The sequence below is a fragment of the Nonomuraea sp. NPDC054003 genome (assembly GCF_055585125.1).
This window is the reverse complement of sequence record NZ_JBVJKR010000006.1, coordinates 476151-494309: the sequence shown is the minus strand read 5'-3', so window position 1 is coordinate 494309 and position 18159 is coordinate 476151. Positions and strand designations below refer to the sequence as shown.

Sequence of the window (18159 nt, the reverse complement as noted above, 5' to 3'; positions counted from 1 at the left end):
TCAGCTTCCTTTCAAACCGTTCACGATGAATCGGGCGAAGGTGTCGGCGACTTTCTCCACGTCGAGCGGCGTGCGGTCGGGGGCGTACCAGATGGGGATCCAGTTCAGGGCGCCGAGCGCCGACTTGACGACCAGGCCGCTGTCGGTGGCGGCGAAGTCGCCCAGCCGGACGCCCTCCTCGACCACGTCGATGAAGATCTGCTCGTACCGGCGGCGCAGCGCGAACACGTCGGCGAGCACGTCCTGGTGGATCGCGATCTCGGCGACCGAGCGCATCTCGATCGCCTGTACGGAGACGCGCTGCGCGTGGTTGCGCAGCATCATCATGGACGCGTGCAGGTGCGCCATCTGATACATGCGCTCGCCGGGTCCGGCGTCCTGGCGGGCGCTGATCGGTTCCACCGCGGCGATGAGATCGCGCATCCCGGTGACCACCACGTCGAGGAAGATCTCCGCCTTGCCCCGGTAGTAGTGGTAGACGCGGCCCTTGGTGGCGCCGAGCTCGTCGGCGATCGCGTCGATGCTGGTCGCGAAGTAGCCCTTGCGGGCGAAGGCCCGCGCCGCCGCGTCCAGGATCGCCTTGCGGCCGTCCTCGCCGGGGCCCGGCCGGCCCAGTGCGGGCCGGCCGATCTCACTGCTGCTCAACGGGTGTACCGCCCTTACGTCCGAGGTACCAGGGCCAGTGGACGTATCGGTGAGCCGGTGCCGCCGAGGATGGGAAGCGGCGCGGCGATGAAGAAGAACTCCCAGGCCTCGCGCTCGCTGAGAGGTGCGAGGTTCATCGCCTCCATGATCGGCACACCGTGGTCCACCAGCAGATGACAGTGGACCGGCAACGTCGCCGCCGGCATCTTCTCGTAGGCGACGGTGTCGGTTCCGGAGGCGATGATCCCATGGCTGGTCAGCCATTCCGCCCCGGTGAGCGTGACCCCTGGGGCTCCGGTCGACGTGCCGAGGAAGGTGGCGTTGTCGTCCCAGTGCCGGTCCCAGCCCGTCCTGATCAGGACGACCGAGCCGGGCGCCGGCAGCGGGCGGGTCCTGAACCAGGCGTCGAGCAGGTCGGCGTCCACCCCGTCATCGGGGGTGAGGTCCCGCCCCAGCGCGACGGTGGCGTCCACGAGGTGGCCCGGCGCCAGGACCGGGGGCATCTCGTGGACGGAGTGCACGGCGACGCCCTCGGCGTACGACTGGTTCTCGGTCACGTCGAGGCCGCCGTAGATCCTGCCGAACCTGGAGACGTGCGCGAAGCCGTCCATGTGCGTGCCCACGTGACCGCCCGTGGTGATCATCTCGGCGGCGGCGGAGACGCCGTCGGGATACATCACCTCTCCATGCCGCTTGGTGAGGGTGAAGGAGTAGGGCGGGTGGTTGGGGTGGTGCGGGATGCCGGTGTGGAGCCGGTGCGCCAGGTCGTACACGGTCGACGGGCCCGGCTCCGGCCATGGGACGTCGAGCGTCCAGTGGTCGGTGAAGCTCACCGGCTCGCCTCCTCGGCCTCGGCCTTGATGAACCGCCCGAGCACGAGCCGCTGGATCTCCGAGGTGCCTTCGTAGATCTCCAGGATGCGCTGGTCCCGGTACAGCCGTTCGGCGGGGCACGGCCTGCAGTAGCCGGCGCCGCCGTAGATCTGCACCGCCAGGTCGACGCTGCGGTGCGCCGCCTCGCTCGCGTAGAGCTTGGCCATCGCGCCGAGCACGCTGACGTTCTCTCCTCTGTCGTACGCGCGCGCGGCCTCGACGGTGATCATGCGTGCCGCGGTGAGCTCGGTGGCGACGTCGGCGAGCGGGAAGGAGATGCCCTGGTTGTCGATGATGGGCTTGCCGAAGGTCTGCCTGCGGCAGGCCTCCCTGCTGCCGGCGTCGTATCCGGCCAGGCCGACACCGACCGACTGGGCGGCCACGGAGATCCGTCCCGCGTCCAGCGTCCGCATGGCGAGACGCATCCCGCGGTTCGGCTCGCCGAGGACGGCGTCGTCGCCGACGACCGTGTCCAGCTTGAGGTTGCTGGTCAGGGTGCCGCGGATGCCCATCTTGTCCTCGTAACGGTCGATCACCACGCCGTCGGCGTCCTTGTCGACCAGGAAGGCGGTGATCCCGCGCGTGCCCGCTTCCGGGTCCGTCAGCGCGAACACGATGTAAGACTGGGAGGCCCCGCCGTTCCCGATGAAGATCTTCTCTCCGCGCAGGCGCCAGCGGTCGCCCTCGCGGACCGCGGTCGTCCTGATGCCCGCGGCGTCGCTCCCCGCGCCCTCCTCACTGAGCGCGAAGCTGACCGCCTTGCCCGCCGCCAGGCCGCCGAGGTGTTCGGCCTTCTGCCGGTCGGTGCCGGCGAGCAGGAGCGGCGTGCCGCCCAGGGCGTACGCCGCCAGGATCGACCCGGTGGAGGTGCAACCACGCGAGACCGTCTCGATGACGGCACAGGTGGTCTCCAGGTCGGCGCCCTGCCCGCCGTACTCCCGGGGCACGAACAGGCCCGCGAGACCGGACTCGACCAGTCTCTCCACGCTCTCCCACGGGTAGCGCTGGTCGCGGTCGAGCTCTTCGGCCAGGGGGGCGAAGTGGTCCTCGGTGAGCCGGGCGGCGAGATCGACCCATCTCCGCCGTTCCCCGTCGAGCTCCGGTTGCCAGATGACCGCCACGGACACTCCTAACATACTACTGAGTAGGTTGGTTCGAGGATAGACCTGTGCCCGCCGGGCGGGAGGTTCCGTCCGGCGGGCAGGGGGGCTAGGCCAGCGCGTCGAGCCCGGCCTGGGCGACCGTCATGTCCTGGCTGTAGTGGCCGCCGCTGACGCCGATGGCGCCGATGACCTGGCCGTCGGCCGTGATCGGGAAGCCGCCGCCGAAGACGACGAGGCGGTCGATGCCGGCGGGGGCGCCGATCGCCAGCGGACCGTCGTCCTTGATGAAGTCGTACCAGCCGTCCGTGGGCATCCCGAAGCCCGCGGCCGTGTACGCCTTGTCCTTCGCCACCTGGACGGAGAGCAGGGCGGCGCCGTCCATGCGGGCGAAGGCCTTGAGCACGCCGCTCTCGTCCACCACCGCCACCACCATGGCGAGACCCTGCTCACGGGCCTTCTCCACGGCGGCCGCGACGGCTCGCTGCGCGTCCTCGTAACTGATCGACGGCTTGTTGATGGGTTGCATCGTCGGGTCTCCTTTTCTGAATAGTCGTCAGATGACGCCGTCTGCGCGCAGGCCGGCCAGCTCTTCTGGATCAATTCCGGCGAACCGGGACAGCACCGCCTCATTGTGCTCGCCCATTTCGGGGCCGAGCGAGCGGATCCCGCCGGGGGTGGCGGAAAGCCGGGGGAAGACGTTCTGCATGGGGAACTCGCCGAATTCCGGGTGCGGGAGGCGGACGATGGCCTCGCGCGCGGCGAAGTGCTCGTCGGCGAACATGTCGCGGGCCGTGTAGATGCGGCCCGCCGGCACCCCGTGCTCGTGCAGGTGGTCGAGCAGCGCGTCGGCCGGCATGGTCGAGCACCAGTCCGCGATGATCTCGTCGAGCCGCTCCTGGTTCAGGCCCCGGCCGCCGTGCGTGGCGAAGTCCGGATCGACGGCGAGCTCGGGACGGCCCATGGCCTGGGCGAGCCTGCCGAAGACGGTGTCCTGGTTGGCGGCGATCAGGACCATGTCGTCGTCCTTGGTGCGGTACGCGTTGCTCGGCGCGACGTTGGGCAGGATCGACCCGGTCCGCTCGCGGGTGTAGCCGCCGATCGCGTACTCGGGCACGGTCGACTCCATCAGGGCCAGGACCGCCTCGTAGATGGCGCTGTCGACGATCTGTCCCCGCCCGGTCGTCTCGGCCACGCGCAGCGCACCCATGCACCCGAGCGCCGCGAAGGTGCCGGCCAGCGCGTCGCCCAGGCTGATCCCGACCCGGCTGGGCAGGGCCTTCGGATCGCCGGTGACGTGGCGGATGCCGCCCATGGCCTCACCGATGGAGCCGTATCCGGCCCGGCCGGCATAGGGACCGTCCTGGCCGTACGCCGACACCCTGACGATCACCAGGCGGGGGTTGATCTCCCAGAGCGTCTCAGGGCTGAGCCCCCACTTCTCCAGGGTTCCCGGGCGGAAGTTCTCGATCAGGACGTCCGCGTCGGCGATCAGCTTACGGAAGACCGCCTGGCCCTTCTCCACCCGCAGGTTGCAGGTCACGGACTGCTTGTTCCTGCCCAGGATGGGAAACCAGAGCGACTTGCCGTGCGGACGCTCGCGCCCCCACTGCCGCATCGGGTCGCCTTTGGCGGGGTCCTCCACCTTGATGACCTCCGCTCCGAGATCACCGAGGAGCTGACCGCAGTACGGACCGGCGACCAGGACACCCGTCTCGATGACGCGTACCCCGGTCAACGGCCCCTGCGAGAACGCTTCCATGTGATTCATGCACCTTTCTCCATGCGGTCCGGCCCTCATCCGGTCGCGGGCTGGGCGATCAGCGGCCGTCGCACGCGTCCGCGGACCAGGTCGAGAGAGACCGCTCCGATGAGGGTGAGCCCGAGCAGCACGTCGGTCAGCGGCAGGGGCAGCCCGCGCAGCCGGAAGATGTTCCTGATCAGCTCCAGCGCGAACAGGCACACCAGGCCGGACAGGGCGCTGCCCCGCCCTCCTCCGGCGAGCCGGTAACCCGAGATGAGCAGGGCGCCGTACACGAGCAGCTCGACGCCCTCCCCGAGGTTGACCGCGGACGCGCCGGTCCGCATGACCTGGAGCGAACCGGCCAGCGCGGCCACCAGGGCGACGACCACGAACAGCCACATCCGCACGCGGTCGGCCGGGATCCCGGCACGCCGGGCCGCGACGTCGTCGCCGCCGACCGCCCGCAGGTGGTTGCCCCAGCGGGTGTACCTGATGATCCAGCCGACGAGCACGGCCAGGACGACCACGCCGACCAGGACGACGGGGACGGGGCCGATGGCGGTCTTCAGCGCCGCGCTCAGCTCCGGCGTGTAGGCGGCCACCGAGCTGCCGCCGCTGATCACGCTGACCAGGCCGCGGGCCGCCACCAGCATGCCGAGGGTCGCGATCAGGGGCCAGATGTGGAACCGCACCGAGAGCACGCTGTTGAAGAGGCCGACGGCGACCCCCGCCGCCGCGGCGGCGGCGACCCCGGCGAGCGGTGACTCCGAGAGCTGGAGCACCGTGGCGTACACGACGCCCCCCAGCCCGAGCACGGACCCGAGACTCAGGTCCGCGACCCCTCCCGTCATGGCCAGGCAGGCCGCGAGAAGGATGATGGCCGGAGCCATGATCCCGCTCGACACGCTGGCCAGGTTGGCGACCGACAGGAAGCTGGGGGCGAACACGATCCCGCACACGATCACGATCACGAGGAAGGCGAGACTCGTGGCCATGGGGCTCAGCAACGCGGTCGCCGAAGGTTTCGGGCGGCTGGTCAAGGTTCTCACCTCTTCTTCTCGCGCAATGAGTTGACGGCCAGGGCGACGGCCAGGACGAGGCCTTCGATGACGGGCTGCCAGCTCGACGACACGCCCCAGGTGACGATGGCCGTCGGCAGCGTGCTCAGCAGGAGCAGCGACGCGAACACGCCGCTGAACCGCCCGCGCCCGCCGGTCAGGGCCATGCCGCCGAGCAGCAGGATCGAGATGACCCTGAACTCGGTGCCAGCGGTGAGGCTGGATTGCACGATGTCGCCCTGGGAGGCGAGCACCAGCCCGGCGATGCCCGCGCAGAGCCCGCACAGGACGAACGCGACGCCCTGGACGCGCCGCGGGCTGATGCCACGGGCCCGCGCGGCCTGGGCGTTGCCGCCCACCGCGACGAGATGCCGGCCGGGACGCGTGCTCCTGATCACCAGGCCGACGATCGTGAAGACCACCAGCATCACCCAGAAGACCCTGGGGACGCCGAGCCACGCTCCGGCGGCCTGCTGGCGCAGGAAGGAGTCGCGCGGGATGGCGACGAAGTCCACGAAGATCCGGGTGACCCCGCTGACCAGGAACATCATGCCCAGGGTCGCCACGATCGGATGGATGCCCAGCCACAGCACGAGCCAGGCGTTGGCGGCTCCGATCAGCACCCCGAACAGCACCGCGACCAGCATCGCGGGCAAGAACGACCAGCCCTCGACGAGAAGCTGCGCCACGATCAGCGCGGAGGTGACGGCGGTGACCCCGACGGAGAGGTCGAACTCGGCACCGGACATCATGACGATGCCGACGCCGGTCACCATGATCCCGACAAAGGCCATGTTGAACGCCACGGCCACGACCGTCTGGCCGGACAGGAAGCCGGGGGCCCGCAGGCCGGTCGCCACGACGAGCGCCAGCCAGGTGAGCAGCAGCACCAGCGTGGTGGCGCCATGCCCCCGGGGGGCGAGGGCCGAGACCCTCGCCCACCGGTTCGTCAGTGCGATGCCTGAAGTCGACATTGGTCCGGCTAACCCTTGAGCCCGTACGTCTCCACGCCCTCGGGGCAGTACTTCTCGGCGGCCGAGGCCGAGCCGGCGTCGCCCGCGTACAGCTCCTCGATCCTCTGGTCCAGGCTGGGAATGCTCTTCACCTGGTCGTTGGGGAACTGGCACGCCGGGTTGAAGTGCGCCTTCGGGTCGGTCGGGGAGTCGACGACCGCGGGAGCCTCACCTGCGACGATCTTGTCGAGGAGCTTGAAGATCTCCTTCGCGTATCCCTCGTACCAGAAGGCGGTCGAACCACCCAGGCCGGGAGTGTCCACCCCGAACAGCATGAGGTCGGCGCCCAGCCCGTAGCCGAACACGTTGCCGGCCCGGCCCAGCTGCTCGGCGGCGTTGATGGTGCCGATCACCATGTTGTCGTTGCCGCCCAGGGCGAGGATGTTCTTGGCGTCCGGCTTGGAGACCAGGATGTCGCGGGCGACGCCCTGGGCGCCGTCCGGCGTGGTCGGCGAGTTGCGCCGCTGGATCACGTCGTCGGGAAGGTCGGGGCACGCCTCCTTGAGGCCCTTGAGAATGCCCTCGGTTCGCAGCAGCGCCACGTCACCGGAGGCTTCGTTCTCCAGCAGGGTCACCAGGTCGGGCTTGCAGTCCCAGTTCTCCTTGGCGTGGTTGCCGCCCGCGAGCCCGCTGAGCCGCCCGGCCTCGACGTTGTTGATGCCGAAGAAGTGCGCGCCGGGGTGGGCGATGTCGATCGCGATGACCGGGATGTTCGCGGCGTTGAACGTGTCCATGAGCTGGGGGGCGACCTTGCCGTCACCCTGGAACTCCACCGCGTGCGTCACGCCCTGGGCGACCATCGTCTCCGCGTTGGAGACGGCGGTGGGCCCGTCCCGGTCGTTGTTGAGGACCACCAGGTCCCAGCTCCGCTTCTCGGCTTCCTTGCGCATGCCGGTGTCGAGCGCCTTCAGCACCGGGCTCTCCGGCTCGGCGAAGTTGGCGAAGCCGATGAACACCTTCTTGTCCGCGGCGGACTCCCCCGCGGCCGGCTCGGCGGTGTCCGTGGAGCCGCCACAGGCCGCGACCGCGGCGGTGAGCGACATGATGGCCACGGCCTTCAGCGGCCAGCGTCGTAGTCTGGACGTTGACATTTCGTACTCCGATCTCGCCCACACCAGGTGGGATTCGACGAGGTTTCCCCGATCTCGGTGCCGCTCAGGACACCTCTGATCCCCCGGTGATGAGTCCGACGATGTCGTTGGCCACGACATCGCGGATGTGCCGTTCGCCCACCGTCCGGCCCTGGCGCATCACGGTCACCCGATCCGCCACCTTGAACACGTGCTCCAGGTTGTGGGAGATCATGAGCACGGACACGTCCTGTGACTTCAGGGCCGTGATGATCTCCAGGACGCCCTCCGACTCCTGGACCCCCAGGGCCGCGGTGGGCTCGTCGAGCATGACGATGTTCTTGCCCCAGAGCATCGCGCGCGCCACGGCGAGCGCCTGGCGCTGACCTCCCGACATCGCGGACACGGAGTCCGCGAGCGACGGGATCTTCGCGCCGATCCCGGCCAGCGCCTGACCGGCGTCGTCCGCCATGCGGCGGCGGTCCACGAGCTTGAAGAGCCGGCCGAGCGGCCCGGCCTTGACGGGCTCCCGTCCCAGGAAGACGTTCTCGCTGGCCGACATGGAGTCGACGAGGGCGAGATCCTGGTAGACGGTCTCGATGCCGGCCCTGAGCGCGTCGCCGGGGCCCGCGAAGCGTCTGGGCTCGCCGTTGATCAGGATCTCCCCGGAGTCGGGGACGACCACGCCGGCGATGGACTTCACCAGGGTCGACTTGCCGGCCCCGTTGTCGCCCATCAGGGCCATCACCTCACCACGACGCAGGTGCAGGGACGCTCCCGCCAGCGCCGCCACGGCCCCGAAGTTCTTCCTGAGATCCGTCGCGACGAGCACGGACGTGCTGTCGGGCCTGCCGCCGGACCGGGCATCGTCCTGCAGCGTTGCGGGGGATGCTGCTGTGTCGCCGTTCATAGGGCCTGAGTATCGGCCGAATCGTATGCAATCTGTCAAGGGGCAACCGGAACATTACTCCCTGGAGCAAGATACGGAAAGGTCTAGTCCATGGCTTCGGACGTCAATCTCTGATCATTGATCCGAGACATCATTCCAGGTCACAGGCGTTGGCCGCCCTTGATGACGGCAACAAGAAGGGTTGTCAGGGTCGGACCCGGCCGTCGGGACGTCTTGACGCCTCCGGAGGGTCGAGCCTAGATTGCACACACTTCACGAGGTGGACCGTTACAGGCGCCACACCCGTAGCCAACGCTGGAGGTTCCATGATCGGCGACATGCTCGTCATCGATGCCGTTGTCCACGGATACGACTTCCGGCCGGAGAACCGGAACCCGAACTGCCCGCAGGCTTCGTACGACGGCATGGTCGACTTCCTCTACCGCGTCGGGCACACGTCCGTGGAGTCGGGCAAGCCCGGCTACCTGATGTCCCGGGACGAGTTCACCGCCGGATGGACGGCCGAGGAGCTCGCCGAGATCGTCTTCGTGGAGAGCGACGTGGACGTCCTGTACTACCACGGCGTCGAGATCGACGGATTCTTCTCCGGCGGCGCCTCGCCCTACGAGCTGGGCAAGGCGCTCAAGCGCGCCTACCCCGGCCGGGTCCAGCTCTACGCCCCCGTGGACCCGCTGCGCGGGCCGGCGGAGCTGGAGCTGATGGAGCAGCGCATCCGCGAGGACGACATCGACGGACTGAAGTTCTATCCGACGAACGGCGTCATCGATCCGGAGATCAGCTCCTCGAAGCTCACCCTGCTCAACGACCGCGAGCTGGTGTTCCCGTACCTGGAGAAGGCGCGCGAACTCGGCATGCGGCGCATCGCGATCCACAAGGCCGTGCCGGCCGGGGCGGGTCCGCGGGTGCTCAACCACGTGGACGACGTGACCACGGCGGCCATCGCGTTCCCCGACATGACCTTCGAGGTCGTGCACAGCGGCTGGGCCTTCCTGGAGGACTGCGCCCTGCAGCTGCGCTCGCACGGCAACATCTACGCGACCATCGAGTCGGTCTCCAACATGATCGTGCGCAAGCCCCGGAAGTTCGCCGAGATCATCGGCACCCTCATGGCGCACGGCGGAACCGACCGGATCCTGTTCGCCACCGGGGTCCCGTCGGCGCACCCGCAGCCCATCGTCGAGGCGCTGCGCGACTTCACCATGCCGGAGGACCTGGTCGAGGGCTGGGGCTTCCCCGAACTCACCGACGAGATCAAGGCCAAGCTCCTCGGCGGCAACGCCGCCCGCCTGCACGGCCTGGACCCGGCGGAGGTCAAGCGGAGGATCAGCACGGACGGGATCGCCGAGCGGCGCGCCGCCTACCTCGCCGAAGGCGAGCGCCCGTGGAAGCTGCACCGGGAACGGCTGGCCGCCTGACGCCCGGTTCTCTCAAGGAGGTGGAGATGGAAGCCGAACAGCAGGATCTGGTGGCCCGGGTCCTCGACGCGTGCAACGCGGTCCAGGACCCGTGCAGCCTCGGGGTCGGGCAGCCGATGGGGATCGTCGACATGGGCCTGGTCGAGTCCGTGGAGGTGCGGAACGCGGCCGACGGCCGTGCCGTGGGGGTCGCCCTGAAGCTCATCACGACCGCTCCGATGTGCATGTACAGTCCTTATTTCGAACAGAGTGTCCGCCGCGAGCTGGCCAGCGAGCTGCCCCAGCTGGAGGATGTCGCCATCACCTGGGGCGACAGCACGGAGTGGGACGAGAGCCGTATGACACCGGCCGGCAGAGAAAGGCTGGTGGCCAACCGGAAATCCGTCCTGTTGCCGGTCGAAGTCGTACGAACACGGCACGCCGCCGTCCGATGAGCCGTCCGGTCTTGGCCCCCGTGGCGGTCGCCTGTCCCCCGCTTCCACTGTCCGAACGTGAAGGTTGAGGTGCCGGCGTGGCCAAGGCTGAACGTACCTACGAACTCATCCGCGATCTCCTGCTGGGCTCCGCCTACAAGCCCGGGGACAAGCTCACGGAGGCGAGCCTGGCCAGAGCGGTGGGGGCGAGCCGCACCCCGGTCCGCGAAGCGCTGCGCCGGCTGCACACCGAGGGCTTCATCGAGTGGGAGCACAACATAGGAGCCCGGATCCCCGAGTGGAGCCCGGAGGATCTGTGGGACCTGTTCACGGTGCGGGCCCAGCTGGAAGGAGCCGTCGCCCAGCGGGCCGCGCACCGCATCACCGCCGAGGAGCTCGAACAGCTCCGGGATCTCAGCAGGCGCATGGAGGCGATGGCGGAGCAGGCCGAGCCCGGACACCTCGACCAGATCGCCGAGCTGAACGGCCGGTTCCATCAGATCGTCATGAACGCCAGCCGCAACCAGCGGTTGAGCAGCCTGCTCTCGGCCCTGGTGCAGGTCCCCCTCGTCTATCGGACCTTCCGGCAGTACGACAGGGACGCGCTGTCGCGCAGCATGGCGCACCATCGGGAAGTCCTGGTGGCCTTCGCCAACCGCGACGGGGAATGGGCCCAATCCATTATGCAGTCGCATATCTACAGCGCCCGTTCGACATTGACGAACATGGGCCGCGCGAAGAATCCCGACACGGAAAGCGATTGAACTCTTGGGGAACACCCATTCTGTCGACATCGTCGAGGTCGGCCCGAGGGACGGCCTGCAGAACGAGCCGGAATTGCTCGACACGAGCACGAAGGTCGAATACATCGACCGCCTGATCCGCGCCGGCGCGCGCCGGATCGAGGCGGTGAGTTTCGTCCATCCGAAGCGCGTGCCCCAGATGGCCGACGCCGAGGCGGTGATGGCCGCCGTGCCCAGGCCGGCCGGCGTCTCCTACATCGGACTGGTGCTCAACCGGCGTGGCCTGGACAGGGCCTTCGCCGCCGGGGTCGACGAGGTCAACTACGTCGTCATCGCCACCGAGACGTTCAGCCTGCGCAACCAGGGCATGGGCGTCGAGGCGTCGCTCGACGCCTGGCACGACATCGCCGCGGCCGCCAGGGCCGCCGGGATCCGGGTCAGCCTCACGGTGTCGGCCGCCTTCGGCTGCCCCTTCGAGGGCGAGGTCCCCGCCGACCGGGTCCTGGAGATCGTCCGGTCGGCGCTCGCCACGCCCGCCGACGAGATCGCGGTCGCGGACACGATCGGCGTCGGGGTGCCGCACCAGGTCCGGGACCTGGCGGCCCGGGTCGCGGAGGCCGCTCCCGGCGTGCCGCTGCGCATGCATTTCCACAACACCCGCAACACCGGGTACGCCAACGCCCTGGCAGCGGTGGAGAGCGGGGTGCGCACCCTCGACGCGAGTGCGGGCGGGATCGGCGGCTGCCCCTTCGCCCCCGCCGCCACCGGCAACATCGCCACCGAGGACCTGCTGTACACGCTGCACCGCAGCGGCATGCGGACCGGCCTCGACCTCGAAGCGACCGCCGCGACGGGCACCTGGATCTGCGAGCGGCTGGGGAAGACGCAGCCGCCCGCGATGCTGGGGCGAGCCGGCGACTTCCCGGCCGGGGCGCGTTAGCACCGCGCCGGCCCGCTCTCCTCGCGGAGAACGAGCCGGCGCCCCGGATCAGCGTCCCTGGAACTGAGGGGGCCGCTTCTCCAGGAACGCGTCGATGCCCTCCGTCCGGTCGGCCGACGACAGGGCCACCATGAGCTGGGACCGCTCGAGATCCAGCCCGGCGGAGACGCCGATCTCCTCGGAGGCGCGCAGCGCCGACTTGGCGAGCAGACCGGCCACGGGGCTGTGCCGGGCGGCCTCCTCCGCCATCGCCACACCGGCCTCCACCACGCACTCCGCCGGCACGACCCTGTTGACCAGGCCCATCCGCTTGGCGGTCCACGCGTCGACGGTCTTACCGAGAAGCACGAGCTCGGCGGCCTCGAACCGGCCGGCCACCCGGGCCCACCGCTGCGTCCCCCCGGCGCCCGGGATGAGCCCCAGGCGGATCTCGGGCTGGCCGAACACGGCCGAGTCGGCGGCCACGACGAAGTCGCAGCTCAAGGCCACCTCACAGCCGCCGCCGAGGACGTATCCGGCGACGGCGGCGACCAGCGGCTTCTTGAAGGCGGCGATCCTGGGCCAGGCCTTCTGCCGCTCCGCACGCAGGTAGTCGGCGGGGGTGGTGTCCCGGAGCTCACGCAGGTCCGCCCCGGAGGCGAACAGCTTGGTGCCGCCGGTCAGCACGACGGCGCGGACCGAGGACTCGCCCTCCGCCCAGTCGAGCGCCTCCACCACGCCTTTCAGCATTTCCGAACTCAGCGCGTTGCGTTGCCGTGGGCGGTTCAGCGTGACAATCGCCACGTGTTTCCGCTGTTCGATCAGAATGGGCTCGTCCGCCATGAATTCCTCCAGGACTAGGCTTTAGACATACTACCCAGTAGGTTGCCCATTGTCCGAGCGGCTTCGCGGCATTTCACGCCGATTTCCCGGGAGGCGCGTGCCGTCGCGGCCGGTCGGGTCGTACCGCGCGAGTCGCGCCCCTCCGCCAGGCGGTCACGGGGCGCCGCCGGCACGGCCCGGTTTCGCCGGAGCTCTTGATCACAGGTTCATGATCGCGATACTTTTCCGCCGAACATGACAGATCGTCATCTTCACGTACCGCAGGAAAAGAGACATCGGCTGATGCGCGACCACCCACCTCGATCGGCCTTCGTGACCCGCAGGACCATGCTGCGCGTGTCCGGCGTGGCAGGATCCACCCTGCTCGTCGGCGCCGCCGCGGCCACCCCCGCCTCGGCCACCGCCGAGGCGTTGTCGCCCGAGCAGCGCACGATGGCGCTGCGGGTGGCCAAGGCCGGAGCGATCTACCCCATCGAGGTCCCCGGCTTCGGCGAAGGGGGCACGGCGAGCAGCCGGGCCACCGCCTCCCGGCTGCGTGCCACCGAGGCCAGGCTGCGGCCGGGTCGGCTGGCGGCGGTCCGTACCGGGGCCGACCTCCTGATCTCCCAAGGCCTGCTGGCCGCGCCACGGCCGGCGCTGCTCGCGGGCATCGGCCGGGCCGCCGCCACCGCGGCGCCCGCCGAGCGGCAGGGCCTGATCGCGCTCGCCGCGCTCGGCGCGGCCACCGTCTCCCGCCACTTCGACCCCGCCTCCGACAGCCTCGCGACCGTGTGGATCGGCGGCCTGGCTCACCTGCACGAGCAGGGCATGCGGCCCGACGCCCTGCGACACCTGGAGACGCGATGAAGCTCAGCCGGGAGACAGAGGACCGGCTGCACCGGGGCAAGCGGAAGATCCTGGACTACTTCGGCGCCGACCCCAACGTCACCGGCGCCGGCATCGGGTTCCGCCGCCGCGGCGGGCAGTGGACCGAGGAGCCCGCCGTCGTCGTCCTGGTCGCCAAGAAGCGCCCCGCGGCGCTCGTGTCCAACCGCCGGCTGCTGCCCGCGACCGTCGAGGTGGACGGGGTCACCTGCGAAGTGGACGTGATCCAGGCCGGACCGTTCACCATGGGCACGGTGACGGTGACGGCGACCGCGGCCGCTGGCAAGGTCACCGGGCGCATGCGCCCGCCGCGGCCGGGCTGCAGCATCTCCAACACCATGGACGGCGACACCGCGGGCACGCTCGGGCTGTTCGTGCTGGACAACAAGGACGGCAAGGTGTGCCTGCTCTCCAACAACCACGTAATCGCCCGCATGGGACGGGCCACCCCGGCGGAGGACATCATCCAGCCGGGCGCCCACGACGGCGGCACGCGGCCGGACGACATCATCGCCTACGTGAAACGCTGGGCGCCCATCGACGACGGCACCAGCGTCGACGCCGCCATCGCCGAGCTGACCGACCAGAAGGGCTTCGTCCTGGAGCCCGCGCTCGACCGCATGCCCGGCCCGTCGGCCGATCACCCCGTCGTCGGCATCCACACCGCGGGCGACGGGTACGGCACCAACGCGCTCGTCAGGATGGACAAGGCCCTCGCCGCCCTCGACGTGTCAGTGGCCGTCAGGGACGCGAGCGGCAAGGTGGTGGCCGCCCCCGATGCGGTGGTGGCCCCCGAGCCGTACATGAAGATCGAGAAGGTCGGCAGAACCTCGGGCTACAGCTCCAGCACCATCACCGCCATCGGCGTCGAGTCGTACCTCGACTCGATCCGGTTCACCGATCTCATCCTCACCGAGAGCTTCGGCTCACCCGGGGACTCCGGCTCGGCGGTGTTCGCGGGAGGCGACGGCTCCACGTTCGTCGAGCCCGAGAACCAGCGTCCGTGCCCGCTCCTGTCGACCGTCGGCGACTACTACCGCCTGCCGCTGACCCAGGACAACGACCTCGCCGACGACCTGCGGGACGACTTCCTGGCCCAGAGCCTGGTCGGCAGGCTCCTTACCCGCCTCGCCTACCTCAACCAGCAGGCGGTGGTCGACCGGCTGGCGGGCAAGCAGGCGACCGGGTCGGAGCTCTCCTACGCCTCGCAGTACTACACGAAATATCACGACTTCATGGCCACGGTGCTGGCCGACCCCGGCTCGACCGCCGTCGTCACGGAAGAGCATCTCGAAGACGTCGCCCTGGTCATCTACGGCCTGAACCAGACGGTGCTGACCGCGGAGGAGGGCCGGCTCGCCTTCAAGCTCTTCCAGGAGGCGCTGACGCCCACCCTCGGCATGAACCGGCGGCAGGTGCTCGCCTACATGAACCAGCCGGACCTGTACAAACTCGTCTACGACGCCATCGCCGCGGTGCCGACCATCGAGACGAACGGGCCCATGGAAATGCCGCGATGACGACCACCGCACCGCCTGGATCCTTCGTCGCCGGGGTGCACGACCGGCTCTCTCGCCTGGCCGATGACCTGCCGGACCCGGTCCGGGGCCCGGTGCGGACGCTGATCGCCGGGCCGGGCAAGTTCGCCCGGCCGCGGCTGCTGGCCGCCAGCGCGGCTTTCGGCACGCCCGACCCCGGCCGGCTGGTACGCCTCGGCGCCGTCGTGGAGCTGGCCCACCTGGCCTCGCTCCTGCACGACGACGTCATCGACGAGGCCCGGACCCGCCGGGGAGCGCCGGCCGCGCACACGGCGGTCGGCACCGAACAGGCCATGCTCGCCGGGCTGGCCTGCTTCGCGCTGGTGGGCACGGAGGCCGCCGACCTCGGGGAAGGCGTCGCCGGGGCGGTCAGCACGGCCGTCGCCACGCTCGCCTACGGCGAGCTGCTCGACGTCGAGCGCGCCTTCGACACCGCCTTCCCCCTGCCCGCCTACCTGGAGGTCGTGCGGTGCAAGACCGCCGAGCTGTTCCGGCTGTGCTGCCTGCTCGGCGCCGCGGAGGGCCGGTGCGGGCCGGGTGAGACGGACGCGCTGGTACGGTTCGGCGCGGCGCTCGGCGTCACCTTCCAGATCCTCGACGACTGCCTGGACCTGAGCCCGTCCGGCTCGGGCAAGCCGATCGGCACCGACCACGCGCTGGGCCTGTTCGGCGCCCCGACCCTGTACGCGCTACGCGCCGACCGGGGCGGGGAGCTCGCCAGGCTGCTGCTGTCGCCGTCGTTCGGCGTCCGGGACCTGCCCGAGGCGCACGCTCTCATCAAGGACCGCGGCGGGCTGGAGGCCGCGGCCCGGCTGGCCGCCGACTGGCATGGTCAGGCGCTCGACGCCCTGCGCGAGCTGCCCGCGGGCGACCCCCGCGACCGCCTGGCCGCGCTCACCACCTCCCTCCTGGACGTCCCTTCATGACCGTTCATCTCGCGGCCGACGTGCTCGTCGTCGGCGCCGGGCCGGCCGGGGCGATCGCCGCCGCCGAGCTGGCCCGGCACGGCCTGCGTGCCGTGCTGGCCGGTCAGGACGACGAGCGGGCGGACCACGACCTCGTGCTGAGCGGGGCGGCCCTGCGCGGCCTGGCGTCGGTCGGCGCGCTGGAGGAGGTCGGCGCCCGCGTCGTCGACGCCGTCGAACTGCGGCTGGGCCCGGGCGACGGCCACGTGCTGCCCGAGGCCGTGAGCGCCATGTGCGGCCGGCGCCGCCTCCTCGACGGGCTGCGCCGGACAGCCGTCACCGCGGGCGCCACCTGGCTCCCCGGTACGGTCTCCGACCCCGTACGGGAGGAAAGCGTCTGGCACGCCTCCACCGGCGGCACCACCGTGTCGGCACGCCATCTCGTGCTCGCGACCGGGGCTCCCCCCACCGGCACGTCGCACGCCACAGGTCTGCTGTGCGCGCGCCCGTACAGCGGAGTGGACCTGACCACGTCGATCGTGCTGGCCCTGCCCGCGCCGCGGACCATCGACCCGGGCGAACGGCCCACCTGCGTGTGGGCGGTGCCGGGCGGGACGGCCGGCACCTGCACGATCGGCGCCTCCAGGCTCGGCCCCGCCGACCCGGACGAACTCCTTCAGACCGCCCTGACCGTCCTGGCCGGCGGGGACCCGCGCTTCGCCGCGGCCGTCCCCACGGGCCCGGCGGTCACCGGGGCGCTCAACAGCGGCTTCTCCCCCGAGCGCAGCGTCCAGGACGGGCGGCTCCTGGTCGGCGACGCGGCCGGGCTGGTCAACCCGTTCACCGGCGAAGGGCTGAGCTACGCCGTGCAGAGCGCCGTTCTGGCGGCCCGTGCCATCACCGGCCATCCCGGCGACGCGGCCGCGGCCGGGCGGGCCTACACGCGGCGGCTGTCGGCGACGTTCGTCGGCTACTTCGAGACGGCGACACACGCCGCCCGGCGTTACCACCTCGCCTGGCGGGTCCTGGTGGCCACGGCCGGCGACGAGCGGCCCGTCTCGGCCAAGGTCCGGCGGGCCGTGCTGACCCCGGAAGGATTCTCCGGGCTGACGGCCGCCGACCTCATGCCGCTGCCCGCCGCCGACGTGGCGCTTCTCGGGCCGTTCCTGCTCGCCTGCGACGAGGTCGCGGTGCGTGCCGTCCGTGCGGAATGGCCGTTCATCGCCCGCCTGCTGATCGCCGGGGAACAGGCTCCCCACCAGCGTCTGCGCCCCGCCGTGCCGTTCTTCGCCGCGTTGCTGGCCGGCGGGAACCCGCCCGACGCGACGATGGCCACCCTCGCCGCCGCGATCGAGCTCGCCACCCTCGGGGCGCTGGCCTTCCTCGGCCCGATGCCCCCGCGTGCGGCCCCGGGCAGGAGGGTGGACTGGGCCGTCGCCAGCACCGTGCTCGCGGGCGACTTCCTGCTGGCCCAGGCGTCACGGCTGGTGGCGGCCTCGGCGCCGGAGGTGTCGTGGTCGTTCGCGGACTGGCTGGGCGAGCTCGCCGCCCTGCGCGCCGCCAGGATCGACCCGGCGGGCCGGTCGCGGGCGGGAGAGGTGTTCGCCGCGCTGCTGGAGTTCCCCTCCCGCATCGGGGCGCAGCTCGGCGGGGCGTCCCCCGAGACCGTCGGCGCGCTGCGGAGCTTCGGCGGCCACAGCGGGCACGCCTTCCTGCACGCCGAGGAGGTCCTCGCGCTCCGCGGCGAGCGCACCCGGCTCGACGTCACCCTGCCCGCCATGCTCGCGGGACGGCTCTCCGCCATCCCCGACGACCTGCCGGGGATCACCGGCGGCCTGCTCGCGGGCGACCCCGGCGCCCGGTCCGAGGCCATGGACCTGGCCGCGACCGGCTGCGAGGACGCCCACCGCGCGGCCCTGGCCGCGCTGCGGAACGTCACCCATCCGGTGTCCGCGCGCATCCTGCGGAGCTTCGTCGCGACCTTGTGCGCCCCCTGCGCACCACTATCAGCCGCCGGCCCAGCAGGAACGGCTCCGGCGGACCGGCACGACCCGTCCGCGCCGGTGAGCTGACGGGTCGTGTGGAGCCCGCCGGCCGGCTGCCGGCG

The 18159-nt window shown here is 70.9% G+C and carries 18 protein-coding genes; 8 read left to right on the top strand and 10 right to left on the bottom strand.

Annotated features, from left to right (window positions below; genetic code table 11):
- From ACZ6YG_RS18910 to ACZ6YG_RS18870, 9 genes are all read right to left on the bottom strand, one after another.
- Positions 1 to 645: a TetR/AcrR family transcriptional regulator gene (locus ACZ6YG_RS18910; RefSeq protein WP_187280994.1), complete on the bottom strand. Its 645-nt coding sequence runs from the start codon at positions 643 to 645 to the stop codon at positions 1 to 3.
- 14 nt (positions 646 to 659) lie between these two features.
- Positions 660 to 1478, bottom strand: coding sequence for a cyclase family protein (locus ACZ6YG_RS18905; RefSeq protein WP_466018715.1), 819 nt, complete (start codon positions 1476 to 1478; stop codon positions 660 to 662).
- Entirely contained in the window at positions 1475 to 2638 is a 1164-nt protein-coding gene (locus tag ACZ6YG_RS18900; RefSeq protein ID WP_466018714.1) for an acyl-CoA dehydrogenase family protein, read from the bottom strand. Before ACZ6YG_RS18900 ends, ACZ6YG_RS18905 begins: the two co-directional genes overlap by 4 nt.
- Before the next feature lie 88 nt (positions 2639 to 2726).
- The gene (locus ACZ6YG_RS18895; RefSeq protein WP_148029763.1) at positions 2727 to 3146 is read right to left on the bottom strand and encodes a GlcG/HbpS family heme-binding protein; all 420 of its coding nucleotides are present in this window, start codon (positions 3144 to 3146) and stop codon (positions 2727 to 2729) included.
- A gap of 27 nt (positions 3147 to 3173) precedes the next feature.
- The gene (locus ACZ6YG_RS18890; RefSeq protein WP_466018713.1) at positions 3174 to 4388 is read right to left on the bottom strand and encodes a CaiB/BaiF CoA transferase family protein; all 1215 of its coding nucleotides are present in this window, start codon (positions 4386 to 4388) and stop codon (positions 3174 to 3176) included.
- Positions 4389 to 4414: 26 nt separating this feature from the next.
- Positions 4415 to 5356 carry an ABC transporter permease gene (locus tag ACZ6YG_RS18885; RefSeq protein WP_466018712.1) on the bottom strand — a complete coding sequence of 314 codons (942 nt, stop codon included), beginning with the start codon at positions 5354 to 5356 and terminating at the stop codon, positions 4415 to 4417.
- A gap of 50 nt (positions 5357 to 5406) precedes the next feature.
- Positions 5407 to 6393 (bottom strand): ABC transporter permease, encoded by a 987-nt coding sequence (locus ACZ6YG_RS18880; RefSeq protein WP_466018711.1) that lies wholly within the window; start codon positions 6391 to 6393, stop codon positions 5407 to 5409.
- A gap of 8 nt (positions 6394 to 6401) precedes the next feature.
- A complete protein-coding gene (locus ACZ6YG_RS18875; protein WP_148029760.1) occupies positions 6402 to 7523 on the bottom strand; it encodes a sugar ABC transporter substrate-binding protein in 1122 nt (373 codons plus the stop codon).
- Positions 7524 to 7587: 64 nt separating this feature from the next.
- Positions 7588 to 8412: an ATP-binding cassette domain-containing protein gene (locus ACZ6YG_RS18870; RefSeq protein WP_466018710.1), complete on the bottom strand. Its 825-nt coding sequence runs from the start codon at positions 8410 to 8412 to the stop codon at positions 7588 to 7590.
- A gap of 317 nt (positions 8413 to 8729) precedes the next feature.
- On the opposite strand from ACZ6YG_RS18870, the gene ACZ6YG_RS18865 reads away from it, so the two are divergent.
- The 4 genes from ACZ6YG_RS18865 to ACZ6YG_RS18850 all read left to right on the top strand — a co-directional run bounded on the left by ACZ6YG_RS18865 (position 8730) and on the right by ACZ6YG_RS18850 (position 11923).
- Positions 8730 to 9827, top strand: a complete 1098-nt coding sequence (locus tag ACZ6YG_RS18865) for an amidohydrolase family protein (protein WP_148029758.1) — start codon at positions 8730 to 8732, stop codon at positions 9825 to 9827.
- Between the two features lie 26 nt (positions 9828 to 9853).
- Positions 9854 to 10261 (top strand): metal-sulfur cluster assembly factor, encoded by a 408-nt coding sequence (locus tag ACZ6YG_RS18860; RefSeq protein WP_148029757.1) that lies wholly within the window; start codon positions 9854 to 9856, stop codon positions 10259 to 10261.
- A 77-nt stretch (positions 10262 to 10338) separates the two neighbouring features.
- A complete protein-coding gene (locus ACZ6YG_RS18855; protein WP_219543913.1) occupies positions 10339 to 11004 on the top strand; it encodes a GntR family transcriptional regulator in 666 nt (221 codons plus the stop codon).
- Between the two features lie 4 nt (positions 11005 to 11008).
- The gene (locus tag ACZ6YG_RS18850; RefSeq protein WP_364237405.1) at positions 11009 to 11923 is read left to right on the top strand and encodes a hydroxymethylglutaryl-CoA lyase; all 915 of its coding nucleotides are present in this window, start codon (positions 11009 to 11011) and stop codon (positions 11921 to 11923) included.
- Between the two features lie 48 nt (positions 11924 to 11971).
- On the opposite strand, the gene ACZ6YG_RS18845 is transcribed toward ACZ6YG_RS18850, so the two are convergent.
- Positions 11972 to 12745 (bottom strand): enoyl-CoA hydratase-related protein, encoded by a 774-nt coding sequence (locus ACZ6YG_RS18845; RefSeq protein WP_364237408.1) that lies wholly within the window; start codon positions 12743 to 12745, stop codon positions 11972 to 11974.
- A gap of 312 nt (positions 12746 to 13057) precedes the next feature.
- On the opposite strand from ACZ6YG_RS18845, the gene ACZ6YG_RS18840 reads away from it, so the two are divergent.
- From ACZ6YG_RS18840 to ACZ6YG_RS18825, 4 genes are read left to right on the top strand one after another with little or no spacing between them, the layout of a single operon-like run.
- Complete coding sequence (locus ACZ6YG_RS18840; protein ID WP_466018709.1) at positions 13058 to 13591, top strand: hypothetical protein; 534 nt, start codon at positions 13058 to 13060, stop codon at positions 13589 to 13591.
- Complete coding sequence (locus ACZ6YG_RS18835) at positions 13588 to 15129, top strand: hypothetical protein (protein ID WP_466018708.1); 1542 nt, start codon at positions 13588 to 13590, stop codon at positions 15127 to 15129. Before ACZ6YG_RS18840 ends, ACZ6YG_RS18835 begins: the two co-directional genes overlap by 4 nt.
- The gene (locus ACZ6YG_RS18830) at positions 15126 to 16073 is read left to right on the top strand and encodes a polyprenyl synthetase family protein (protein ID WP_466018707.1); all 948 of its coding nucleotides are present in this window, start codon (positions 15126 to 15128) and stop codon (positions 16071 to 16073) included. The genes ACZ6YG_RS18835 and ACZ6YG_RS18830 overlap by 4 nt, the downstream gene beginning before the upstream one ends.
- Complete coding sequence (locus ACZ6YG_RS18825; protein WP_466018706.1) at positions 16070 to 18124, top strand: FAD-dependent monooxygenase; 2055 nt, start codon at positions 16070 to 16072, stop codon at positions 18122 to 18124. The genes ACZ6YG_RS18830 and ACZ6YG_RS18825 overlap by 4 nt, the downstream gene beginning before the upstream one ends.
- Positions 18125 to 18159: the final 35 nt, after the last annotated feature.